This is a genomic window from Variovorax sp. Soil_C_26, assembly GCF_057657075.1.
The window spans coordinates 418306-437065 of record NZ_JBDGJC010000004.1 but is presented as its reverse complement, the minus strand read 5'-3'; the positions used below and the strand labels follow the sequence as shown (position 1 = coordinate 437065).

Below are 18760 nucleotides of genomic sequence, written 5' to 3'. Positions count from 1 at the left end.
CCACGTTATCGAGCCGTTCCCTCGCCGGTGTCGCTGCTGACGCCGATATGCCGCAGCGTGATCGCCGCCAGCCCCGCCAAGACGGCGATCCCGATGCCGCTGACCGCAGCCGCCACGTTGAGGCCCGCCACGAAGGCGGCCTGTGCCTGTTCCAGCAAGCCGTCCGGCAGGAGCTGCGCGACCGACCTGGCGCCGGCAAGGCTGTCCGAGACGGCCCGTTCGATGTCCTGCGCCAGCGGCGCACCCTCGCGATCGGCCATCCGGGTCCGGTAGACCGCAGTGGTCAGGCTGCCCAGCGTTGCAATGCCGAGCGCCAGGCCAAGCTCCTGCACCGTCTCCGACATGGCCGACGCCGACCCCGCCTTCTCGGGCGGTGCCGCGCCCACCACCAGATCCGTCCCGAGCGCCGCGATCGTGCCCAGGCCGAGATACACCAGGGAGAACGATGCGGTCACCTGGGCTAGGCCATCCGGTCCGCGGTCGAGCTGGCTCAACATCAGGTAACCCAGTGCGGACAGCGCCAGCGCGGCCGCGATCACGTGGCCCGGCCGGAGCCGCCTGGCAAGCAGGGGCGCCGTGATGCCCGCCATCAGCATCGCGAGGGCAGGCGGCCCCATCCAAAGTCCCGCCGCCAGCGGCGACAGCCCCACCACCAGCTGGAGGTACTGGGTCACCAGCAGCATCGTCCCGCCGACGCCGACCAGGCCCACCAGCAGCACCCCCAGGGCGACGCTGAATGCCCGGTTGGAGAACAGCTCGATGTCGACCAGCGGACTGCGCAGCCGACGTTGCCGCCGCACGAACACCAGCATGAAGGCCGCGCCTGCCGCGATGGCCAGCATGGCACCGGCCACGATCCCTTCGTTGGCCATCTGCTTCACGCCGTAGACGACCGGCAGCAAGGCCAGCAGCGAGAGCGCGACGCTGGGCAGATCCAACCGCCCTTGCTGCGGCGCACGGTACTCCGGCAGAAGAAGCGGGGCGGCCACGAGCAGGAGCGCGACGACCGGGAGCGCCACGAGGAATGCGGCGCCCCATCCGTAGCGCTCCAGCAGCAGGCCGCCGACCACCGGCCCGGCCGCCATGCCGAGCGCAAACATGGTCGCCCACACCCCGATCGCCAGCGCGCGCTGGTGGGGGTGGACGAACATGTTGCTGATCAGCGCCAGCGTCGAAGGCATCAGCGTCGCGCCCGCCACGCCGAGCAGGGCGCGCGCCGCGATCAGCATGGCGGCGCTGGTCGAACAGGCCGCCAAGGCGGAGGCAAGCCCGAAAGCGGCCGCGCCGAACATCAGGAGCTTGCGCCGCCCGATCCGATCCCCCAGCGTTCCCATCGTGATGAGAAAGCCAGCGATCATGAAGCCATAGGCGTCGACGATCCAGAGTGCCTGCGCGCTCGTCGGGCGCAGGTCCATCGCGAGCGCGGGCAGTGCAAGGTGCAGCAGCGTCAGGTCGAGCCCGAGCAACATGGTGGGCAGCGAAAGCAGGGCCAGCCCCGTCCACTCCCGGCCGCCCGCGCGGCGTCCGGACACAAGAGACAAATCACAAATTGCGGTCAAAAATCGCCTCCGATTCGCGTTGGGTTGAGTCAGCCAGCGCATCTTCAACGGCCCGCAGCACTATTACAATTTAACTATTTATCCTATTGCTCGGAGTGACAGCCATGGGTGAGCGGAGCCTCAGCCGTACCAGGAACGAGTTGTCGGCCTTCCTTACCCGGCACCGCCTGAAACTGACCCCGGCCGATGTCGCGCTGCCCTCGCGAGGCCACCGCCGCACGCCGGGCCTGCGACGGGAGGAAGTCGCGGCGCTCGCCGGCGTGGGCCTGACCTGGTACACCTGGTTCGAGCAGGGCCGGGACATCCGCGTGTCCGAGAAATTCCTGCTCGGCGTGGCCCACGCGCTCAAGCTCGACGACGCCGAATGCAGCCATCTCTTTCTTCTGGCCCACAACCGCCCGCCACCGCCCGAGGCGCACCAGGGTGCCTGCGTCACGCCGCGCATCCAGGCACTGATGGACGAACTGGCGACAAGGCCTGCCTATGTCGCCAATTTGCGCTGGGATGTCATTGCCTGGAACACGGCGGCCGACGATCTGTTCGGCTTCGGCGCCCGCACGCATGGGCTGCGCAACATCCTGCGCCTGGTGTTTGCCGATCCCGACATGCGCCGGCGCCTGCCTGCTTGGCACGACGATGCGCCCAGGCTGCTCGCGCAGTTTCGCTACGACCTTGCCGTGGCACCGGACGAGCCTTCGATGGTGGCGTTGGTCGAGGACCTGAAGGCGCTGTCGGCAGACTTTCGGCGATGGTGGGAGAGGCCGGAGAGCGCACGAGCGTGCCGGGGCATCGGCTCCGTCATGACGGCCGGGGGAGCGCGCGAGGATTTCCGGCACGAGACCTTGGTGGTGGATGAACACCGCCATCTCCGAATGGTGGTGCACTTCGCCGAGCCGGCGGAACACGGGCGGTCATGAAGTCTCCTGAAGCAGGGCTTCGCATCGAAGTGAAGGCCGTCGATACGCTGCGGGCGTACGCTGCCATTCCCAGCCGCTTTCAAACGCAGACTGTCTTTGACGTGGAAGAAGAAGATGGCGCCTTCACGTTGCAGGAGCGCGCATTGCCGGCACCGTTCGGCAAGGACTACGACGAACTCGAGGACCCGCTCGAGTGGCCGGGATCGTTCGACGTCAGCCGATGGGCCATGGTCAATGCGTTCGCCGGTACCCGTCTCGTGGGCGGCGCCATCGTCGCCTTTGACACGCCGGGCGTCGACATGCTGCAGGGCCGCCGCGACCTTGCCGTCCTCTGGGACATCCGCGTCCACCCGCATGTGCAGGGGCAAGGCATCGGCGCGGCGCTGTTCCGCGCCGCGAAGCACTGGAGCACCCAGCGCGGCGCCCGAACGCTCAGGATCGAGACCCAGAACGTCAACGTTGCCGCCTGCCGCTTCTATCGCGCCATGGGCTGCCGGTTGGTGGCGGCGGAAGCGGGTGCCTATCCTGAATTGCCTGGCGAGACAAAGCTGTTGTGGGAGCTTGCGCTCACGCGCTAGGGTCCGGAGTCGCCTTGGTCGAGACGCTGCCCGCCCGCCGCATCGAACAGATGCGCTTTCGCCGCCACGGGCCACAGCGCGAGCCGCTCGCCCGGGCGCGCATCGATGCGCTCGCGGAACGCGGCCATCACCGGATGGCCGCCCAGGCGCAATGCGACCTGGGTTTCGGCGCCCGTCGGCTCGACCACCACCACATCGGCCGGCAGGCCGCGCGTCGCTACTCGATGCGGATGTTGGCCGCGCGCGCCACCGGCTCCCAGCGGCGCCGCTCGGACAGCACCAGGCTGCGAAAGGCCTCCGGCGTTCCGCCGACCGGCTCGGCGCCCATCGCCAGCAAACGCTCGCGCACCTGCGCATCGCGCATGATGGCGGTGATCTCCTGCGACAGCAGCGCCACCAGCGGCGGCGGTGTGCCACCGCGCACGAAGAAGCCGATCGACGACACGCCGTACAGGTCGGGGTAGCCGGACTCCGCGAGCGTTGGGATCTCCAATGCCAGTGGCGAGCGCTTCGCGCCGCCCGTCGCGAGAATGCGCACGCGGCCGGCGCGGTGCTGCGCGAGGTAGTCGGAGATCACCGAGATGCCCGCAGAGATCTGGTTGCCCATCAGGTCGGCCAGGAGCGGCGTGCCGCCCTTGTAGGCCACCAGTTGAAGGTCCACGCCCGAGAGCGCACGCAGGCGCAGCATCAGCAGGGCGCCGACGCTGCTCATGCTCGAGGTGCCGATGCTTCCCTTCAGCGGGTCGGCCCTGGCCGCCGCCAGGAACTGCGCGAGGCTCTGCCAGCCCGAGCCGATGCTCGCCGTCAACGTGTGCGGAATGTGCACGCCGTCGCACACCGGCATCAGGTCGGTGTCGGGGTCGAACGAGAGCTTCGAAAAGAGGAATGGAAAGAACGCGGCCACCGCGAGCGGCGCGAACATCACATGGCTGCCATCCGGCTCGGTGGTTTGCAGGAACTGCGAGGCCACGAGGCCGGTGCCGCCGGGCTTGTAGTCGACCAGCACGTGGCGCCCTGTGCGCTCGCGCAGCCGTTCGGCCACCAGGCGCGTGACGTTGTCCATGCTGGCGCCGGGCGGCACCACCACGATCATCTTGATGGTGCGCGGCAGCGCCTGTGCCTGGGTGCTTCCCGCGCGCGCGACGCCGATGAAGGCGGCGGCACCGGTGCAGAGCTGGCGTCGATTGAGCATCGCGTTGCGCCTTCAATCCTGCGGCGTGAAGCCTGAGGCACGCACGATGCCGCCCCAGCGCGCATGCAGCGCCACGAGGCTGGCCCTGAAGGCCTCGGGCTGCATCGGCGCGACCTCCAGGCCCATCTGCGCGAAGCGCGCCTGTGTATCGGGCAGCGCCAGCATCCGGTGGGCCAGCGCTGCGAGCTGCGCCACGGTCTGCGGCGCGACCGCGGCCGGCGCATAGACCGAATAGGACTCCTCGATGACGATCTCGGGAAAGCCCAGCTCGGTGTAGGTGGGCACGTCGGCCATGAAGCGCGAGCGCGCGGTGCCGCTGGTGGCGACGAGGCGCAGCTTGCCGGTCGACATCAGCGGCAGCGCCTCGGCCGGCGTCAGCACGCCCGGTGCGATCTGGCCGCCCAGCAGGTCCTACACCAGCGGTGCCATGCCGCGGTAGGCGGCGTGCGTGTAGTCGAAGCCGGCGCGGCGCCCGAGCATGATCCCCGAGAAGTGCGCGCTGGTGCCGGCGCCGGGCGAGCCGAACGAGGCCTGCTTCGGGTTGGCCTTGCACCAGTCGATGAACGCCGGCAGCGTGCGCACGCTGGCGGGCACCATCGTGCTGATGGCGAGCACGAACGGAAACTTGGCGAGTGGGGTGACCGGTGCGAAATCCGCCAGCGGGTCGTAGCGCAGGCTGCGGTAGATGTGCGGGAACAGCACCATCATGCCGCTCGGGCTCACCAGCAGGCTGCTGCCGTCGACCGGGCCGCCCTTGACGTGCTCCACCGCCAGGCGGCCGCTCGCGCCGGCCTTGTTCTCGACGATCACCGTGTCCGCGTACGTGCCGCGAAGATGGTCGGCCAGGAGCCGCGCGGTCACGTCGGACGAGCCGCCCACGGCGAAGCCCGTGGAGATCGTCGCGAGCTTTAGGCGCGCCTGTGCGCGTGCAGGCAGGCCCGCGAGTGCGGGCAGCGCCGCGAGCGCGCTGGCAAGCCAGTCGCGCCGCCGCCAGGCGTGAGGGTTGTTGTCGTTGTCGTGTTCTTGCATGCTCGTCTCCGGTTGTTGTGTCATGGCCCAGGTCAGAACAGCGGCTCGTTCCACTGCAGCGCCTTGGCGTCGATGCCCTCGCGCACGCACCGGGCGGCGGCCAAGCCCGCGATCTCGCCGGTCTGGGTGCACCACGGAAAGTTGCGCATCACCATGAAGATGGTCTCGAAGGTGAACGACAGCGACGCACCGGTCAGCAGCAGGTTGTCGACCTCCTTCGGCAGGAAGCACCGGAACGGCACCTCGAAGGTGTACTTGGCGTAGGCATCCCAGAAGAAGGTCTTCGTCATCGGCCGGTTCACCGCGTCGGGAAAGCGGCGGCCCTCGCGCGCATCGTCGATCGAGAAGACGTACTCGCCGATCGGGTGGCGCCCGTCGCGCACGCCCACGTAGCGGCCCACGTGCGCGATGAAGGCCTGCTCGAAGCCGGGCACGTAGCGGGTGAGGAAGCGCGCTTCGGCGTCGATCAACTGGCGCAGTTCCTTCTTCGCACGCGAGGCGTGCTCGGCGTCGTCGTCCATGTGCAGCGCCCACTCGTACGGCACGTTCTGCCAGAGGATGAAGGTGCCGGGTCCCTGGATCGGGCTCATGTCCACCGTCGGGTGGCCGATGTAGTGGTCGCCGTAGACGCCCTGGTCGGCCAGGCGCGGCCGGTACAGTTCGGGCGGTATGTCGCCGACGGCGCGCGCTCGGGCGATCAGTTCCGTGAGGTGCCAGTCGCCGGTGCGCTTCTGGTAGGCCGCGGTGCGCGCAAAGTCGATGCCGCCCATGATCCACAGCAGACCGCCGGGGATCGGGCGGCTCTCGGCATCGCGCGCGACAGTCTCGCGCTGGCGGCCACCGCCGCGCACGAACGGCGCACCCGCGCGCGCCACCACCTCCGACGTGCCGGTGCCTTCCACGAACACCTTGCCGCGGATCGCCTGCCGGCCCGCCACCGTCTCGATGATGGCGTGCGTGATGCGCCGCCCCCCGCCGTCCTGCACCATCTCGACGTCGGCGAAGGCCGCGCCGTAGATCGCATGCACGCCTGCTTCCTCGAGCATGCGCACCATCACGTTGCCGGCGCCATCGGGGTTGAACGACGTGCGCTTGAACGCGCTGCCGGGCGGCAGGTAGTAGTCGTAGTGCGCCAGCGGATTGCCGGCCCAGTCGGGCAGGTTCTGCTCGTCGGCCGTGTAGAGGCAGCCTTCGCGCTCGAAGCGGTCCATCAGCTCGGTGTGGATGCCGCCCACGCCGGCGTTGGCGGCGCTTTGCAGGCCGGAGGTATGAACGCCGCCCGGCATGTCGAATTTCTCCACGATGACGACGCTGCAGCCTTCGCGGCGCGCGCGCAGTGCCGCCGCGAAGCCGCCGGGCCCGGCGCCGATCACCACCACGTCGGCTTCCGCCACCACCGGGACTCCGGCGCTGCTCGTTCCAAGTGCCTGCTCTTCTCTGGCCATCTGAATGATCCTGCTCTCTCTGGTTGCGCGACCCTTCGCGCAGGTCTGCAAAGGTAGGCGTGCGAGCGGACGGTACAAAGCGACAATCGACGGCATTACACCTGGTGGAATATCTGTGGAAAGCGTCAAGACGATCCGCGCGGTGGAGCGCGCCTTCGAGGTGCTGCGCGTGATGCAGGACATGCCCCAGGGCGCGTCTCTCGTCGAGCTGCAGCGGGCAACGGGTCTTTCGGGTCCGACGCTGCTGCGCATGCTCAAGACGTTGATGGCCGTCAACGCGGTGCATCGCGGCATGACCGACCAGCGCTACCGCCCGAGCGTGCAACTGCAGGTCCTGGCGAGCGGCACGTCTCCGACCGAACGGCTCGCGGAGATTGCCGCACCCTGGATGGACCGGCTCTGCGAGGCCGTCGAATGGCCGTCGGACCTGGCGATCCACACCGCCAATGACCCGTTCATGCGGGTGCTCGAATCGAGCATCCGGCAATCGCGCCTGTACGTGCGCCGCAAAGGCGGCCGCACGCGCGTCAACCTGTTCGGCTCGGCGGCCGGCACCGCATTCCTCGCGGCGCTGCCGCGCCAGCGCCGCGACGAACTGGTGCAGGCCGTGCGCGGCGGTCGTGACGTGCACAACGCGAACGCACTGGCAGCCGGCGATCTGGAGGCGCGCGTCGCACAGGCGCGCGAGCGTGGCTATGCGGCGCGGCACCGCATCTACCGGGGTGGCCCGTTCAACGGGCCGGCACGCGACGACAAGCTCGACGCCATCGCCGTGCCGGTGATCCATTCCGGCCGCTTGATCGGCGCGTTGAACATCAACTGGAACCGCGCCGCCATGACCGAGGCCGCGATGGTGCGCCGGCACCTGCGCGCCTTGCAGGAGGCCGCGCTCGGCATTGCCGCCGCCGCTGCGGCGCACGGCTTGCTGCAGGCGCTGCCCTGCGTCGAGGCCAAGGAAGACACGCTACCCGGCGCCTGACGGCTGGACTACAGCAGGCCGCGTCCGTCGCCGACCTTGCATTGCTTGCCGGCGCCGAATGATGAGTCACCATCATCCAAGGAATCCGCATGAACCAAGGCAAGACTCCCTCCGAGCGCGACGACCTCAACCTCGACCCCATCACCGGCGAACCGGGCGCGCATCCCGTGGGCACCGGCGCCGGCGCCGCGGGTGGCGCCCTCGCGGGTGCCGCCGTCGGTGCCATGGCCGGCCCTGCCGGTGCCGTGGCCGGCATGCTCGTGGGTGCCGTGACTGGCGGCATGGGCGGCAAAGCCGTCGCCGAACGCATCAACCCGACGGTGGAGCACGGGCACTGGGAAGGCGCCTACACGCGCGAGCCCTACTACGAGCCGGGACTGAGCTACGACCACTACGGCCCCGCCTACGAACTGGGCTGGCGTGGCCGCGCCGCGCTCGACGACGACTTCGCGGCCGTGGAGCCCTCGCTCGCGCGAGAGTGGGAAACGCAGCGCGGCAGCTCGTCGCTCACCTGGGACCAGGCGCGGCCCGCCGCACATGCCGCGTGGGAGCGCACGGACCGGCTCTACATGCGCGAGGAGGACACCGTGATCCCCGAAGGCGATCCGCTCGCGGACGACGAAGTGGTCGACGTGCTGAACGACGTGATCGAGAACGCGCGCGACGGCGAAGCGGGTTTCCGCACCTGCGCGGAAGCGGTGGAATCGGCGCAGCTGAAAAGCCTGTTCACTGCGCGTGCCGCCCAGCGCCAAGAGGCCGCGGCCCAGCTGGCCCAGCTCGTGACGGCCTATGGCGGAAAGCCCACCGACGGCGGCACCGCTTCGGGCGCGCTGCATCGCGGCTGGGTCAACATCAAGGACGCGGTGGGCGCGAACAGCGAGCTTTCGATCCTCGAGGAATGCGAGCGCGGCGAGGACGTGGCCGTGGCGCGCTACCGAAAGGCGCTGCGCGAGCGGCTGCCCGCCGACGTGCGCCAGGTGTTGCAGGCGCAGGCCCGTACCGCGCAGAGCCACCACGACGAGATCCGCGACCTGCGCAACGCAGCGCGCACGGCAGCACGCGCCTGAGCGGATACGGCGGGCGCGCCTGCCGGCATCAGTGGCCGGAGGTACCGCCCAACCGGTGCGCGAGGAAGAATCGCAGCATCTCGCGGCTCGCGTCCACGCCATCGGGCTGTGTGTAGCTACCGCCGGCGTTTCCGCCGGACCACGCATGCCCTGCCGCATGAAGGCGCCAGTGCTCGGCCTCGCCGTGCGTCTGCGAGGCCGCATACAGCGTGCGCGTGAAGCGCCGGCCCGCATCGGAGCGGCCTTCGCTCACCGCACCCGGCAGTGCGCCATCGACGATCGCCATGCCGTTGCGCGCATGCACGGTCGTGTCGGCATCGCCATGAAAGACGATGGTCGGCGGCCTGGCGCTCGCAGCGGTGTCGCGCTCTGCCCCGGCAGGGCCGGATCGCATGGCGGAAAGGGCGCTCATCACGTCGTTCGCCGCGCCGCGCGGCAGCCCCGAATGCACGCCGACCGCGGCATAGACCTCGGGGTAGCACTGGCCGAGGATGTCCGCCATGGCGCCGCCGGCGGAGAGTCCGGCCACGTAGATCCGCGTGCGGTCTGCCTGTTCTTCGCTGGCGATCCGTTCGGTCAACGCCGCGAGCAGCGCGGGCTCGCCGCGTCCACGCTGCTGGTGCGGCGTCTTGAACCAGTTCCAGCATTTCTGGCCATGCGCGCGCTGCGTCTGCTCGGGGTAGAGCACGATCGCGCCGCATTCGCGCGCGTGCTCGTTCATGCGCGTGCCCGCCGCGAAATCGTCGGCGTCCTGCGTGCAGCCGTGCAGCATCACCACCAGCGGCTGCGGTGAGGGCGCGTCGCCCGGTGCGCGCGCCGGCACGAAGAGCCGGTAGCCGATTGCACGGCCCGCATGCGTGAAGCTGCCGCGGGTCCAGCGCTCGGCGCTGGCAGCCTGCGCGGGCTCTGCGGGATTGGCTTGCGCCTGCGGGCGCACCGCGCGCTCGGGCAAAAGCTCGCGCGCCTCCACGTCAATGACGACATCGGCATCGCTTCGCGGCGCCGGCGTGGCGGCGGACGACGGCGGTTCGGCCTCGCCGCGCAGCGCGCGCTGGATCGCGGCGGTGGCTTCCACGAGCCGGCCGCCGCGCGTGAGGTGGACGGCGCTGCGCATCAGGCCGGTGAGATGTGGATTCATTGGAAAGTGTTTGGTCAGTTTGCCGTGCGTCGCTATCGGATGCGGCCCGCGAGTGCGGCCTTGACGGCCGGCGACGCGTGGAGGGCACCGAGCACGGTGAGGGAATCGATGGTGGCGGCCGCGAGTTCGGGGCTCACGTCGGGCGCGATCACGGCCAGCCCGAGCACCCGAATCTGCAGCGTCTCGCCGGCGGCGCGCACCGCCTCCAGGTCGGCGGCCGAAAAGCTCTGCAGCCCAAGCACCAGCGTCTTGCGGGAGACCGCTTGGCGCAACGCATCGGCGTGCGACGCCAGGTGCGTGCGGATGGCCGTACGGATGAAATCGGTGCGGTTCGAGTAGAAGCCCTCGGCCACCAGCAGGTCGATGTGGCCCAGGTCGACGAAGCCGAGATTGATGGTGATCTTCTCGGATTCCGGCGCTTTGGCGGGGGCAGGCAAGGGGGAACGAATCGCGGGCATGGCGCATTGTACCATCCAAGTGGATGGTAAGTGGATGGTAATCCGCTGCGCCGGGGCGCCCGCTAGCCCGGAGCGCGCAGGTCGTATTCGCGCAAGAGCACGGGTTCGAGGGAGCCGTTGCCGAGCCGGTGCCGCACGGCCGCGTGGATTTGCTCGATGTGCTGGCCGAAGGTGGTGAGCGGGTCTGCGTCCTCGGCCGTGCGAAAGACGTGGCGGAGGATGTTGCTGCCGATGCTGGCGCCCACCGGTTGGCCCGCCACGTTCACCGAGAAGCGGACCGCGCCCGAGGCGTGATGGAAGAAGGGCGCGTCGGACATCGGTTCAGCGGCCACGAGGAGCACCGGGCGCAAGGCCCAGCGGCGGAAGGAAGGCGGGGTGGTTCATGAGGGGTCTCGCAGAGGTAGAGGGTGGAAAAAACCGGACCCGGCCTCGACGGCCGTCGCGTGATGGTGCCCGCTTGTCCCTTCGAGGGGTTTTCACCTGCGATCGTCGGCAGCCCTCCGTCCGCGAGCGGGCGCCAGCCAGAACGGCAGGGCCGGGAGCACCCGATGTGCGGAGGCCGGTCTCCGCAGAGTAGATCACGGAACACCAAAGCGGGTTGGCACGGCGCCGGTTCTCCTGGTGCGAGCCCTGTCCACGGCGGCGCACGTCGGTACGCAGCCCGGCGGGACTGCCGCTTCAGAACGCATGCTGGAGCGCCCGCAGCAGCACCAGATGAACGGGGTAGAAGATGTAGAAAAACCAGCGGCACCGCGCGACCGGCACCTCGATCCTTGCTGCTCCCCAGAGCAAGGGGAGCGCCGCGAGCGCGGCCAGGTTCCGGTTCACGACCCAGAGCGCGCACAGCGCGAGCGCCCAGAGCGCGAGGCGCGCGGCCGTCGGCCGGCGGCAGTAGCCCCAGGCGCCGAGGCAGGCGAGCACACCGAACCACCAGAACTCCACCAGCGGGCCTGCCACGGCGAAGGCGAGCACCGCGAGCGCGTACCGACGCCGCTCGAGCAGCCAGACGATCGCCACCGAGAGCAGGAGCATCCACAGCACGTTCAGTGGCCACCAACCCGCCAGCGCCGCATGCGCTGGGGTGGCCAGCAAGGCGAAGGCGAGCAGCCGGACCATGGCCCGCCGGTGCACGCCGGCGGCGAGCGCGTCGGGCCGCGCAAGGTGGTGCATGAGGACGAAGCCGAACACCGGCATCGCAAGGCGCCCGAGGTCGAAGAGGACCGCGCAGACGCCATCGAACAGGAACCGGTTGGCGTGATCGAGCACCATCAGGCCCGCGGCGAGCCACTTCAACGCCTCGAGGCTGCCGTCGGCTATTCCCGGCCGACCGGCTGGCGCGCAGGTGGTCGACGAGGTTGCTTCCGCCGCCGCGGCGCCGTGCCGCGGCTGCCGCGCGCCGCGACCTTCAGGCACGCGCGGGGGCCTCATCGCGCACAGGGGGTTCGACGCGCGCGCGGCCATGCGCGCGCGCGTCGGGCATGCGAATGCGATCCCCGCGTGCGATCGCATGCGCGAGTCCCGCGCGGATCGCTTCCACGATCCGCACCTGGTCCTCCTCGCGCGGCGTGAGCGCGCGGGCGAACTGCGCTGCGAGCCGCAGTCCTGCGAATGCCACGGCCAATTCGGGGTCCGTCTCGAGTGCGGCACCGGCGGGCATCTGCACGCCTCGCACGATCTCGGCCTTGTGCCGCAGCGCCTCGACATACCGCGGCTTCTCCACCGTCCAGACGGTGCGCGAAGCCCGCAGCCGCTGCTCGCCCACGCGCTCGCCCGCCTCGTTGCGCTTCGCCATGCGCAGCCTCACGGGCTGCGCGCCGCGCCTCCAGACCGCCACCTCGTCGCCGACCTGCACGCCGGAGCGCGACTCGGCGATCGCGCGCTCGAGGTCTGCGCCCCAGACGGTCCGCTCCCCGGCTTGCGTCCGGATTCGGGCGTAGTACGACACGCCTTGTGCAGGATCGAAGCGGTATGGCGCTGCGGCATGGGCCAGCAGCACCCCGGCGACCGGCGAGCGCAGGCCGTCGCGAACCATCCCCCGAGACGCCGCACCGGCCGGCGGCCACTGCGCTGGGGACGGCGAAACGTCGGCGGGACCGCGCGCGAGCGCGCGCCCGACCTCCTCGCGGTCCTGCGCGTCGGGTTCGTGGCCGCGAACGTCGAGCCCTTGCAACGTCGCTTCTCGCCAGAGCTGCCGGCGGAACGCGGGTGCGCCCGTCACCTGCAGCGCCTGCCAGCCGCGCGCCTGGACGATCGCGACGATGCCGTGCAGGACCTCGAGGTCGTGCGACAGCACCCGCAGCCGCGTGCCCGCGTCCACGAAGGCCAGCGTGCGGTCGGGACAGAAATACCGGTCGCCCACGCGCAGGAAGCGCCTTGCCACCGCATCGGGCACGAGGCGGTTTGCCGCGCGCTGCGGATGCGGCGGCACCTCGCGCACGGCATCGCCGTCGGCACCGGGATTTAGCTCGTCGTTTGCAGGGCACATGGTCGTCTCCGAAGTGGACTCAATCCAGCATCCGCGACAGGAAATGGGCCGCCGCCGCCTGGATCTCGGCGTCGCTCATCGGGCTGCGCGGGATTTCCACGTCCCCGAAATCGAGTGAGAAGGCGTCCAGACCGGGCGCATCGGCGCGGGGCTCGAGTGCGACGCCCGATGTATCGCCTGCCCCGGGCGGCGGCGCAGGCGCGGGGCAGGACGCCGCGGCCGAGCGTTGGCTGTGGGGTCGCCCGATCTCGAGCGGGGGCACCTGCGGCGGCGCGCGCTCGCGTCGCGCGAAGTGCCGGTCGCGAAAGTAGTAGATCCGTTGCGCGAGCACCGGTCGCAGCCCCTCGTGCAACAGGATCATGCGCTCGGCACCGAGCGCCTTGACTTCCTGCGCGAGCAGCAGCCGCCGCGGCTGCTCGCTGATGCTCACGGTCGGCGGCCGGCCCGCGCCGCCCCACAGCGGCCGGCTGATGCTCTTTTGCCGCACGGTGTAGGTGCCGAGCTCGCGCGAGACGGCTTCCGCGTCCTCGAACTCCTTCGGCGGAAACACGATGCGCGCAGCGAGCATCTTGCGGATCGACTTGGCGCCCTCGACGCCGTATTTCTCGATCAGCTGCGAGTTCGACTGCACGATGATCACCGTGCGCACGTTGTAGCCCGGCAGGAACGCGGTCGACTCCGCGATCACCGGGATCCGTCCGAGTGCGGGGAACTCGTCGAGCATCAGCAGCAGCTGGTGGCGAAGCGCCGGGTTCTGCTCGGGCAGCTCGCGCGTCTGCAGTCCGATCGCCTGCTGGAAGAAGAGGTTCAGCAGCGGCTGCAGCCGCGCGATGTTGTCGGGATTGATCTGCACGTAGATCGAGATCGGGCGCTTGCGCAGCGCGCGCAGGTCGAAGTCGTTGGCCGACGTCGCCGCGTCGATCATCGGGTTGAGCCAGAGGTCGAGCCGGCTCGTGAACGTCTTGCGGATGCTCGAGGCGGTCGTGGGCGCCAGGTCGATCACGTCGTAGAGGCTGCGCACCGTCTCCTGCGACAGCGGATACCCCGCGCGTTCGCAGGCATCGATCACGCGCTTCCAGTGCTTCTGGAAGCCTTCGTCGTCGCTCGCCATGCCCTGGCGCAGCACCTCGCCGAGCGTGCGCGTCGCCCCTGGTGTCTCGAACAGGTAGAGCGCGATGCCGAGGAAGAGCGATCGCGCCGACGAGGTCCAGAACGGATCGCCCGCCGCGGGGTCCGGGAACAGCATGCTGCCGATGCGCTGCAGGTCGTCGATGCAGCGGTAGGGCACGTCCGACACATAGCCGAGCGGATTCCAGCGCGCAGAGCATTCGCGTTCGGACAGCGGGTCGAACAGATGGACCTCCTGGCCATGCGCCTGGCGGTAGCCCGCCGTGCGCAGGAAGTTCTCGCCCTTGATGTCGCTGACGATCGTCGAGCCGGGCCAGTTCAGCAGGTTCGGGATCACCAGGCCGACGCCCTTGCCGCTGCGCGGCGGCGCCTCGAGCGCCACGCCTTGCTGCCCTGGCAGCACGAGGTAGCGCCCGCCCAGGCGGCCGAGGATGATGCCCTGCTCGCCAAGCAGCCCCGCGCGCTCGATCTCGCGCCGCCGGGCGAACCGGGCCTCTCCATGCAGCGCACGCGGCCTCGGCAGCATCGCGAAGCCCGCGAGTCCAAGGACCAGCCCCTCGCTGCCGACGAACGCCATCACCAGCGCGCGGCGGACCTCTGCGCGCTCTCCGTATGCCTGCCAGTACCGGTAGAGCGTCAGCGGTGTCGCGTCGCGCGGCGGCAGCTGCATCGCGAGCAGGAAGAAGTAGCCCGCGAGATGCAGGCCGAGCACCGCCGCGACCAGCAGCGCCGCGAGCACCTTCGCAGCGCTAGCCGAGCCTGTGCCTGGCGCCTGGATCATGCCAGATCTCCCGGACCACGCGGCGCTGCCGCTCGCGTGCGCACTGCACCACCACGTCGACGCTGAGCTGCGCCAGCTCCACACCCTCGCGCGTCGACATGCCCTGGCCCGCCTGGCTGCGCCGCATCAACTGCGCGAGCGCGACGAAGGCCATCGCCGCGCTGTCGGCATGCACGCTCGTGATCGAGCCCGGATGGCCCGTGTTGACCGAGACGAGATAGTCGTAGACCTCTTCTCCGGTACGCAGCTCGGACACGAAGATGCGGTCCGGCCGCTGGCGCTTGGCGCTCGCGAGCAGCTGGCCCGGTGTGACCGCGGCCTGCCCCTGCGCACCCTGAGAGTAGAAGAGCCGAACATGGTTGGGCTGGTTGCGCAGCGACAGCTCCATGACGTCCTCGATCGTCACGAGCCGGTCGTCACCCGGCACCTCGAGGATCAGCGCCTTGCTGACCGTCGTCTTGCCCGAGCCCGTGGCGCCCGACAGCAGGATGTTGCGCCGCAACTGCACGGCGCGCCGCAGGAAGCTCACGAAATCGCGCGCGTCGAGCAGGCCCGCGAGTTCGCGGTCGGCCGCCGACAAGTCCCCCGCCGCCCCGGCAGCACGCGCCGGCAGTGCGCAACGGGTCGCTTCGAACACGCCGAGCGTCTCGAGCTGCTCGAGCGTCCAGAGCACGTTCGACGGCCGGCGGATCGTGATCGAGACCGTGCGCGGCTCGGTCGCCGGGGGCAGCACGATCTGGATGCGCTCGCCGCCGGGCAGCGTGGCCGACAGCAGCGGTTCGTGCGCCGAGATGCGCTGGCGCGTGTGGTTCGCAACGAGCTTCGCGACCGAGACGCACCAGTCGAAGGTGGCGAACGGCAGGTCCTCGCGGCTCCACCCCGAGGCACGCTCGACGAACGCGCAACCGGGCTGGTTGATGCAGATCTCGGTCGTTTCCGGATCGTCCAGCCATGGCGCGAGCGGCCCGAGGAAGAGCGCGAGCGAGGAGGGCTCTTCCGGCTGCATCTCAGCGCCCCGCCCCATCGGTTCGGAGTGCATAGACGCTGCGGAAGTCCACGTCGCGCGCCACGAGGATCTGGATGCGCTCGCCATGGTTCTTGATCACCGTCGGCGGTATCGACGCGGTGTTTCGCAGCACCTCGGCCATCACGTCGCGGCCGCTTTGCGGGTTCAGCACCACGCCGCCGCCGACCTGAGGGCCGCTGCGCTGGCGGGCCGCGGCTGCCTGCATCGCGCCGTCGATCACCGACACCAGGATGGCGGCGCCGAAGCGCTGCCAGAAGTGCGTGTCGACGAAGCCGGGCAGGCCGCTGCGGCCGAGCTCGTCGGTGCCGGGCGATGCGAGCTGAACCACCACGCCCGCAGGCGTGCGGGCCTCGTTCCACAGCACGAAGACCCGCCCTTGTCCCTGGCGGGGCTCGCCGCGCTGTTCCCCCACGTACTTGGTGCCGCGCTCGAGCAGCACGATCTGCCCGTCCGCGCCGTAGACGTCGCTCGCCCCGACGCAGGTGGTCATGCCGGCGTAGCTCGAGTCGATCGCAGTCTCGAGCGTGCAGTCGATGAAGGCGCCCTTGGGCAGCAGCAAGCGGCGCGTCGGCAGCATTCGGGCGGCCACTGCGGGTGTGCGCGTCGGCGCGAGCCGATCCGCGAGCGCGCCGGCGCCATCGACATCGACCGCGGCTCCCGCCCCTTGCGGCGCACCGGCCGGCGGTGACATGCCGGCCATCGACAGCGGCTGGAACGCGGCGGGAGCGCCGGCAGCGCCAGCGACCGTTGGCAGCGCGGTGGGCGCACGGCGCAGCACGGGCGCCCCGAGCCGGCGCTCGAGCGCCAGCTGCTCGGGGCTCTTGGACACGGGCCCGCTGGTCGCGGGGTTTGCAGCCGGCGCCGCCGGTGCGGCGGACGCGGGCGCAGCCGCAGGCATCGCGGGCGTGGCTGGCGCCGGCGGGTCGATGCGCCCGAGCGGCGGCAGCTTCATCTCGCCTGCGGCGCGCGCCGCCGCCGCCTTCCTGGCAGATTCCTCGGCATCGCGCGTGCGCGCGAACTGCGTGTTGTAGTACCAGAACAGGAAGCTCGCGCCGAGCAGCACCACGGTGCCGAGTGCGAGTGCCGTGCTGATGCGTGACTGGATCGACCTCTCGCGGTTGACCGAGGCAATCGTCCGCTCGCCCTCCACACCGCGGGCGTGCGCGTCGGCCGCCGCGCGTGCGTCACCATCGGGCGCGCTGCCGGACGCACCCAGGATCTCGCCGGTCTCCTGGTCCACGGCACCGACGGCTGCCGCGTCGGGGCTGCCTCTGCGACGCCTCCAGGTCACGGTCCGTCTCCTTCGGCCGCGGCCGTTGCACGTTCCAGGCCTGGCACATGGGTCTTCGACCGCGACTGCGCACCGCCCGCTGCGAAAGACCGGTTGACGACGCAGCCGACGAGTGCACCGCGGCGCAGCACGATGCGGCGCGCGACGCGATGGACCACCACCTCGTCGTCCTCGACATGGAAGTTCAGCAGCGACTCGCTGCCGTCGTCGTTGCGCACGAAAAGCGCCGGCATCTCCGATTGCCGCGGGAAACGAAGCCGCGTCTGCACGCCATCGTCGAAGGCCCCCGCCGGCCGCAGAGCCTCGCTGCCGCAGAACCAGTAGTCGGTGTTGCGCCGCCGGGCGCCCGCCGCCAGCCGGAGCCGCTCCTCGACCTCCTCGCGCTCCCGCGCCACGGCCGCAGCGCGTGCCTCGTCCTCCGGGTAGCTGAAGCGTATCGAATACACCATGCGCCTGGCCGCCGTGCCCGTCGGCGCACGGGCCGACACCACATAGTCGAAGTGGTACGCACGGCGATTGGTCAGCACCGTCAGGTTGGTCGATGCGCGCGCCTCCTTGGGCTTGATGAAGAAGTGGTTGCGCTCCGCACCTACGTCGAACGCGCCGTTGTCGCCCGAGCCCAGATTGACGAACTCCTCGCCCTCGGCCCACTGCAGATGAATCTGGTAGCCGACGTACCCGTGCAAAGCCACGACGTCGCGGGGGTCGTAGGCGACCACCCGCACGCGCGGGTCGATCGCACCGGGCGGGGGCACGGTGGCGCCGTGCGCGCCTTCATGCCCAGGCACTGCGAGCAGGGCGCCCGCGACGAGCGCTGCGGCCGCCCTCTTCATCGCACGTCCGCCTTCGCAGAGTGCGACGGGCCGGCCGCGACCTCGGATTCGCGGCGGTACTCGAGGACCCGGAAGCCGAGCGGGTTGAGCGAACGGATCTTGTCGTCCTTGGAAGGCGCGCCGTAGGCGAACTCGATCGTCGAGACCCAGTGGCTCACCTGTTCCTCCCCGGTGCCGCCGGCGCGCGTGTAGCGGCTGAAGCGAACCTGGGCGAGCCGGTCCTTGCCGCTGCCGAACCGGAGGAAGCTCACCGAGCGCACCTGCACCCGCACCGTCGTCCCGTCCCTGAACAGATTCAGCGGGGACTGCGGATTGCTCGCGTTCCAGAGCGCCGACCACTCCTGATTGAGGCGCGGCGAGTTTTCGGCCGCGATCAGTTCGTAGTCCGCCTCGGCCGTGCCGTAGAAGTACCGCTCGCGCGAGATCACGTAGGTCGACAGCAGGTTGCGCGTGACCACCTCCTCAATGTCGGTGGTGCCCTCGTAAGTCGGCACCACGTCCACGATGCCGCTGCTGCTGTCGACCCTGATCACGACCGGGACGGGCTGCTTCAGCGGCGTAAGCCCGGCGACCGCCGCCACGGACAGCGCAGCGACCACACAGGCAGCGCCTGCCACGGTCCATGCGAGCCGCGAGGCGCGCATTGCCTGTCGTGCACGGTCCGCCTCCCAGCTTCGTGCCTCGAACAGGTACCGCTCAAGGCCCGGATCGCGGTCCATGGTCCGCCTCCGTCGCGCCCGCAGGCGCGTTGATGGGAGTCAGGGCACCCTCGCAGTCGGGCGGCAGCGGTGGGCGCGTGCCACAGCCCAGCAGCAGACCGAGGAACAGCAGCGCGGCAAGTTGCTTCACGGAT

General features: G+C 70.3%; 18 protein-coding genes and 1 pseudogene. 4 read left to right on the top strand and 15 right to left on the bottom strand.

Annotated features, from left to right (window positions below):
• Window positions 1-5: 5 nt before the first annotated feature.
• Window positions 6-1469: an MFS transporter gene (locus AC3A6G_RS14780; RefSeq protein ID WP_487860160.1), complete on the bottom strand. Its 1464-nt coding sequence runs from the start codon at window positions 1467-1469 to the stop codon at window positions 6-8.
• 194 nt (window positions 1470-1663) lie between these two features.
• Between AC3A6G_RS14780 and AC3A6G_RS14775 the strand changes: the two genes are divergently transcribed.
• On the top strand, window positions 1664-2476 hold the full coding sequence (locus AC3A6G_RS14775) for a helix-turn-helix transcriptional regulator (protein ID WP_487860161.1): 813 nt from the start codon (window positions 1664-1666) through the stop codon (window positions 2474-2476).
• On the top strand, window positions 2473-3054 hold the full coding sequence (locus AC3A6G_RS14770; protein ID WP_487860162.1) for a GNAT family N-acetyltransferase: 582 nt from the start codon (window positions 2473-2475) through the stop codon (window positions 3052-3054). Before AC3A6G_RS14775 ends, AC3A6G_RS14770 begins: the two co-directional genes overlap by 4 nt.
• Here the strand turns inward: AC3A6G_RS14770 and AC3A6G_RS14765 are convergent.
• From AC3A6G_RS14765 to AC3A6G_RS14750, 4 genes and pseudogenes are all read right to left on the bottom strand, one after another.
• A complete protein-coding gene (locus tag AC3A6G_RS14765; RefSeq protein WP_487874007.1) occupies window positions 3051-3260 on the bottom strand; it encodes a TOBE domain-containing protein in 210 nt (69 codons plus the stop codon). The two genes, AC3A6G_RS14770 and AC3A6G_RS14765, sit on opposite strands and share 4 nt — an antisense overlap.
• A gap of 11 nt (window positions 3261-3271) precedes the next feature.
• Window positions 3272-4246 (bottom strand): Bug family tripartite tricarboxylate transporter substrate binding protein, encoded by a 975-nt coding sequence (locus AC3A6G_RS14760; protein ID WP_487860163.1) that lies wholly within the window; start codon window positions 4244-4246, stop codon window positions 3272-3274.
• Between the two features lie 12 nt (window positions 4247-4258).
• Window positions 4259-5275, bottom strand: a pseudogene (locus AC3A6G_RS14755) (tripartite tricarboxylate transporter substrate-binding protein).
• Between the two features lie 32 nt (window positions 5276-5307).
• Window positions 5308-6720: an FAD-dependent oxidoreductase gene (locus AC3A6G_RS14750; protein WP_487860164.1), complete on the bottom strand. Its 1413-nt coding sequence runs from the start codon at window positions 6718-6720 to the stop codon at window positions 5308-5310.
• 115 nt (window positions 6721-6835) lie between these two features.
• Between AC3A6G_RS14750 and AC3A6G_RS14745 the strand changes: the two genes are divergently transcribed.
• Both AC3A6G_RS14745 and AC3A6G_RS14740 read left to right on the top strand, forming a co-directional pair.
• Window positions 6836-7699: a helix-turn-helix domain-containing protein gene (locus AC3A6G_RS14745; RefSeq protein WP_487860165.1), complete on the top strand. Its 864-nt coding sequence runs from the start codon at window positions 6836-6838 to the stop codon at window positions 7697-7699.
• An 89-nt stretch (window positions 7700-7788) separates the two neighbouring features.
• Window positions 7789-8766, top strand: coding sequence for a ferritin-like domain-containing protein (locus tag AC3A6G_RS14740; protein ID WP_487860166.1), 978 nt, complete (start codon window positions 7789-7791; stop codon window positions 8764-8766).
• Between the two features lie 28 nt (window positions 8767-8794).
• On the opposite strand, the gene AC3A6G_RS14735 is transcribed toward AC3A6G_RS14740, so the two are convergent.
• The 10 genes from AC3A6G_RS14735 to AC3A6G_RS14690 form a co-directional block, all read right to left on the bottom strand.
• Window positions 8795-9904 carry an extracellular catalytic domain type 1 short-chain-length polyhydroxyalkanoate depolymerase gene (locus AC3A6G_RS14735; RefSeq protein ID WP_487860167.1) on the bottom strand — a complete coding sequence of 370 codons (1110 nt, stop codon included), beginning with the start codon at window positions 9902-9904 and terminating at the stop codon, window positions 8795-8797.
• A gap of 32 nt (window positions 9905-9936) precedes the next feature.
• On the bottom strand, window positions 9937-10362 hold the full coding sequence (locus tag AC3A6G_RS14730; protein ID WP_487860168.1) for a CopG family transcriptional regulator: 426 nt from the start codon (window positions 10360-10362) through the stop codon (window positions 9937-9939).
• A 62-nt stretch (window positions 10363-10424) separates the two neighbouring features.
• A complete protein-coding gene (locus AC3A6G_RS14725; protein WP_487860169.1) occupies window positions 10425-10679 on the bottom strand; it encodes a DUF1488 family protein in 255 nt (84 codons plus the stop codon).
• 361 nt (window positions 10680-11040) lie between these two features.
• The gene (locus AC3A6G_RS14720; protein WP_487860170.1) at window positions 11041-11775 is read right to left on the bottom strand and encodes a TraX family protein; all 735 of its coding nucleotides are present in this window, start codon (window positions 11773-11775) and stop codon (window positions 11041-11043) included.
• Complete coding sequence (locus AC3A6G_RS14715; RefSeq protein ID WP_487860171.1) at window positions 11768-12847, bottom strand: LPD7 domain-containing protein; 1080 nt, start codon at window positions 12845-12847, stop codon at window positions 11768-11770. Before AC3A6G_RS14715 ends, AC3A6G_RS14720 begins: the two co-directional genes overlap by 8 nt.
• Before the next feature lie 19 nt (window positions 12848-12866).
• On the bottom strand, window positions 12867-14756 hold the full coding sequence (locus AC3A6G_RS14710) for a type IV secretory system conjugative DNA transfer family protein (RefSeq protein ID WP_487860172.1): 1890 nt from the start codon (window positions 14754-14756) through the stop codon (window positions 12867-12869).
• Window positions 14725-15762, bottom strand: coding sequence for a P-type DNA transfer ATPase VirB11 (gene virB11 / locus AC3A6G_RS14705; RefSeq protein WP_487860173.1), 1038 nt, complete (start codon window positions 15760-15762; stop codon window positions 14725-14727). Before virB11 ends, AC3A6G_RS14710 begins: the two co-directional genes overlap by 32 nt.
• Before the next feature lies 1 nt (window position 15763).
• A complete protein-coding gene (gene virB10 / locus AC3A6G_RS14700) occupies window positions 15764-17074 on the bottom strand; it encodes a type IV secretion system protein VirB10 (protein ID WP_487860174.1) in 1311 nt (436 codons plus the stop codon).
• Entirely contained in the window at window positions 17071-17907 is an 837-nt protein-coding gene (locus tag AC3A6G_RS14695; RefSeq protein WP_487860175.1) for a TrbG/VirB9 family P-type conjugative transfer protein, read from the bottom strand. The genes virB10 and AC3A6G_RS14695 overlap by 4 nt, the downstream gene beginning before the upstream one ends.
• Complete coding sequence (locus tag AC3A6G_RS14690; protein WP_487860176.1) at window positions 17904-18626, bottom strand: VirB8 family type IV secretion system protein; 723 nt, start codon at window positions 18624-18626, stop codon at window positions 17904-17906. Before AC3A6G_RS14690 ends, AC3A6G_RS14695 begins: the two co-directional genes overlap by 4 nt.
• Between the last annotated feature and the right edge of the window lie 134 nt (window positions 18627-18760).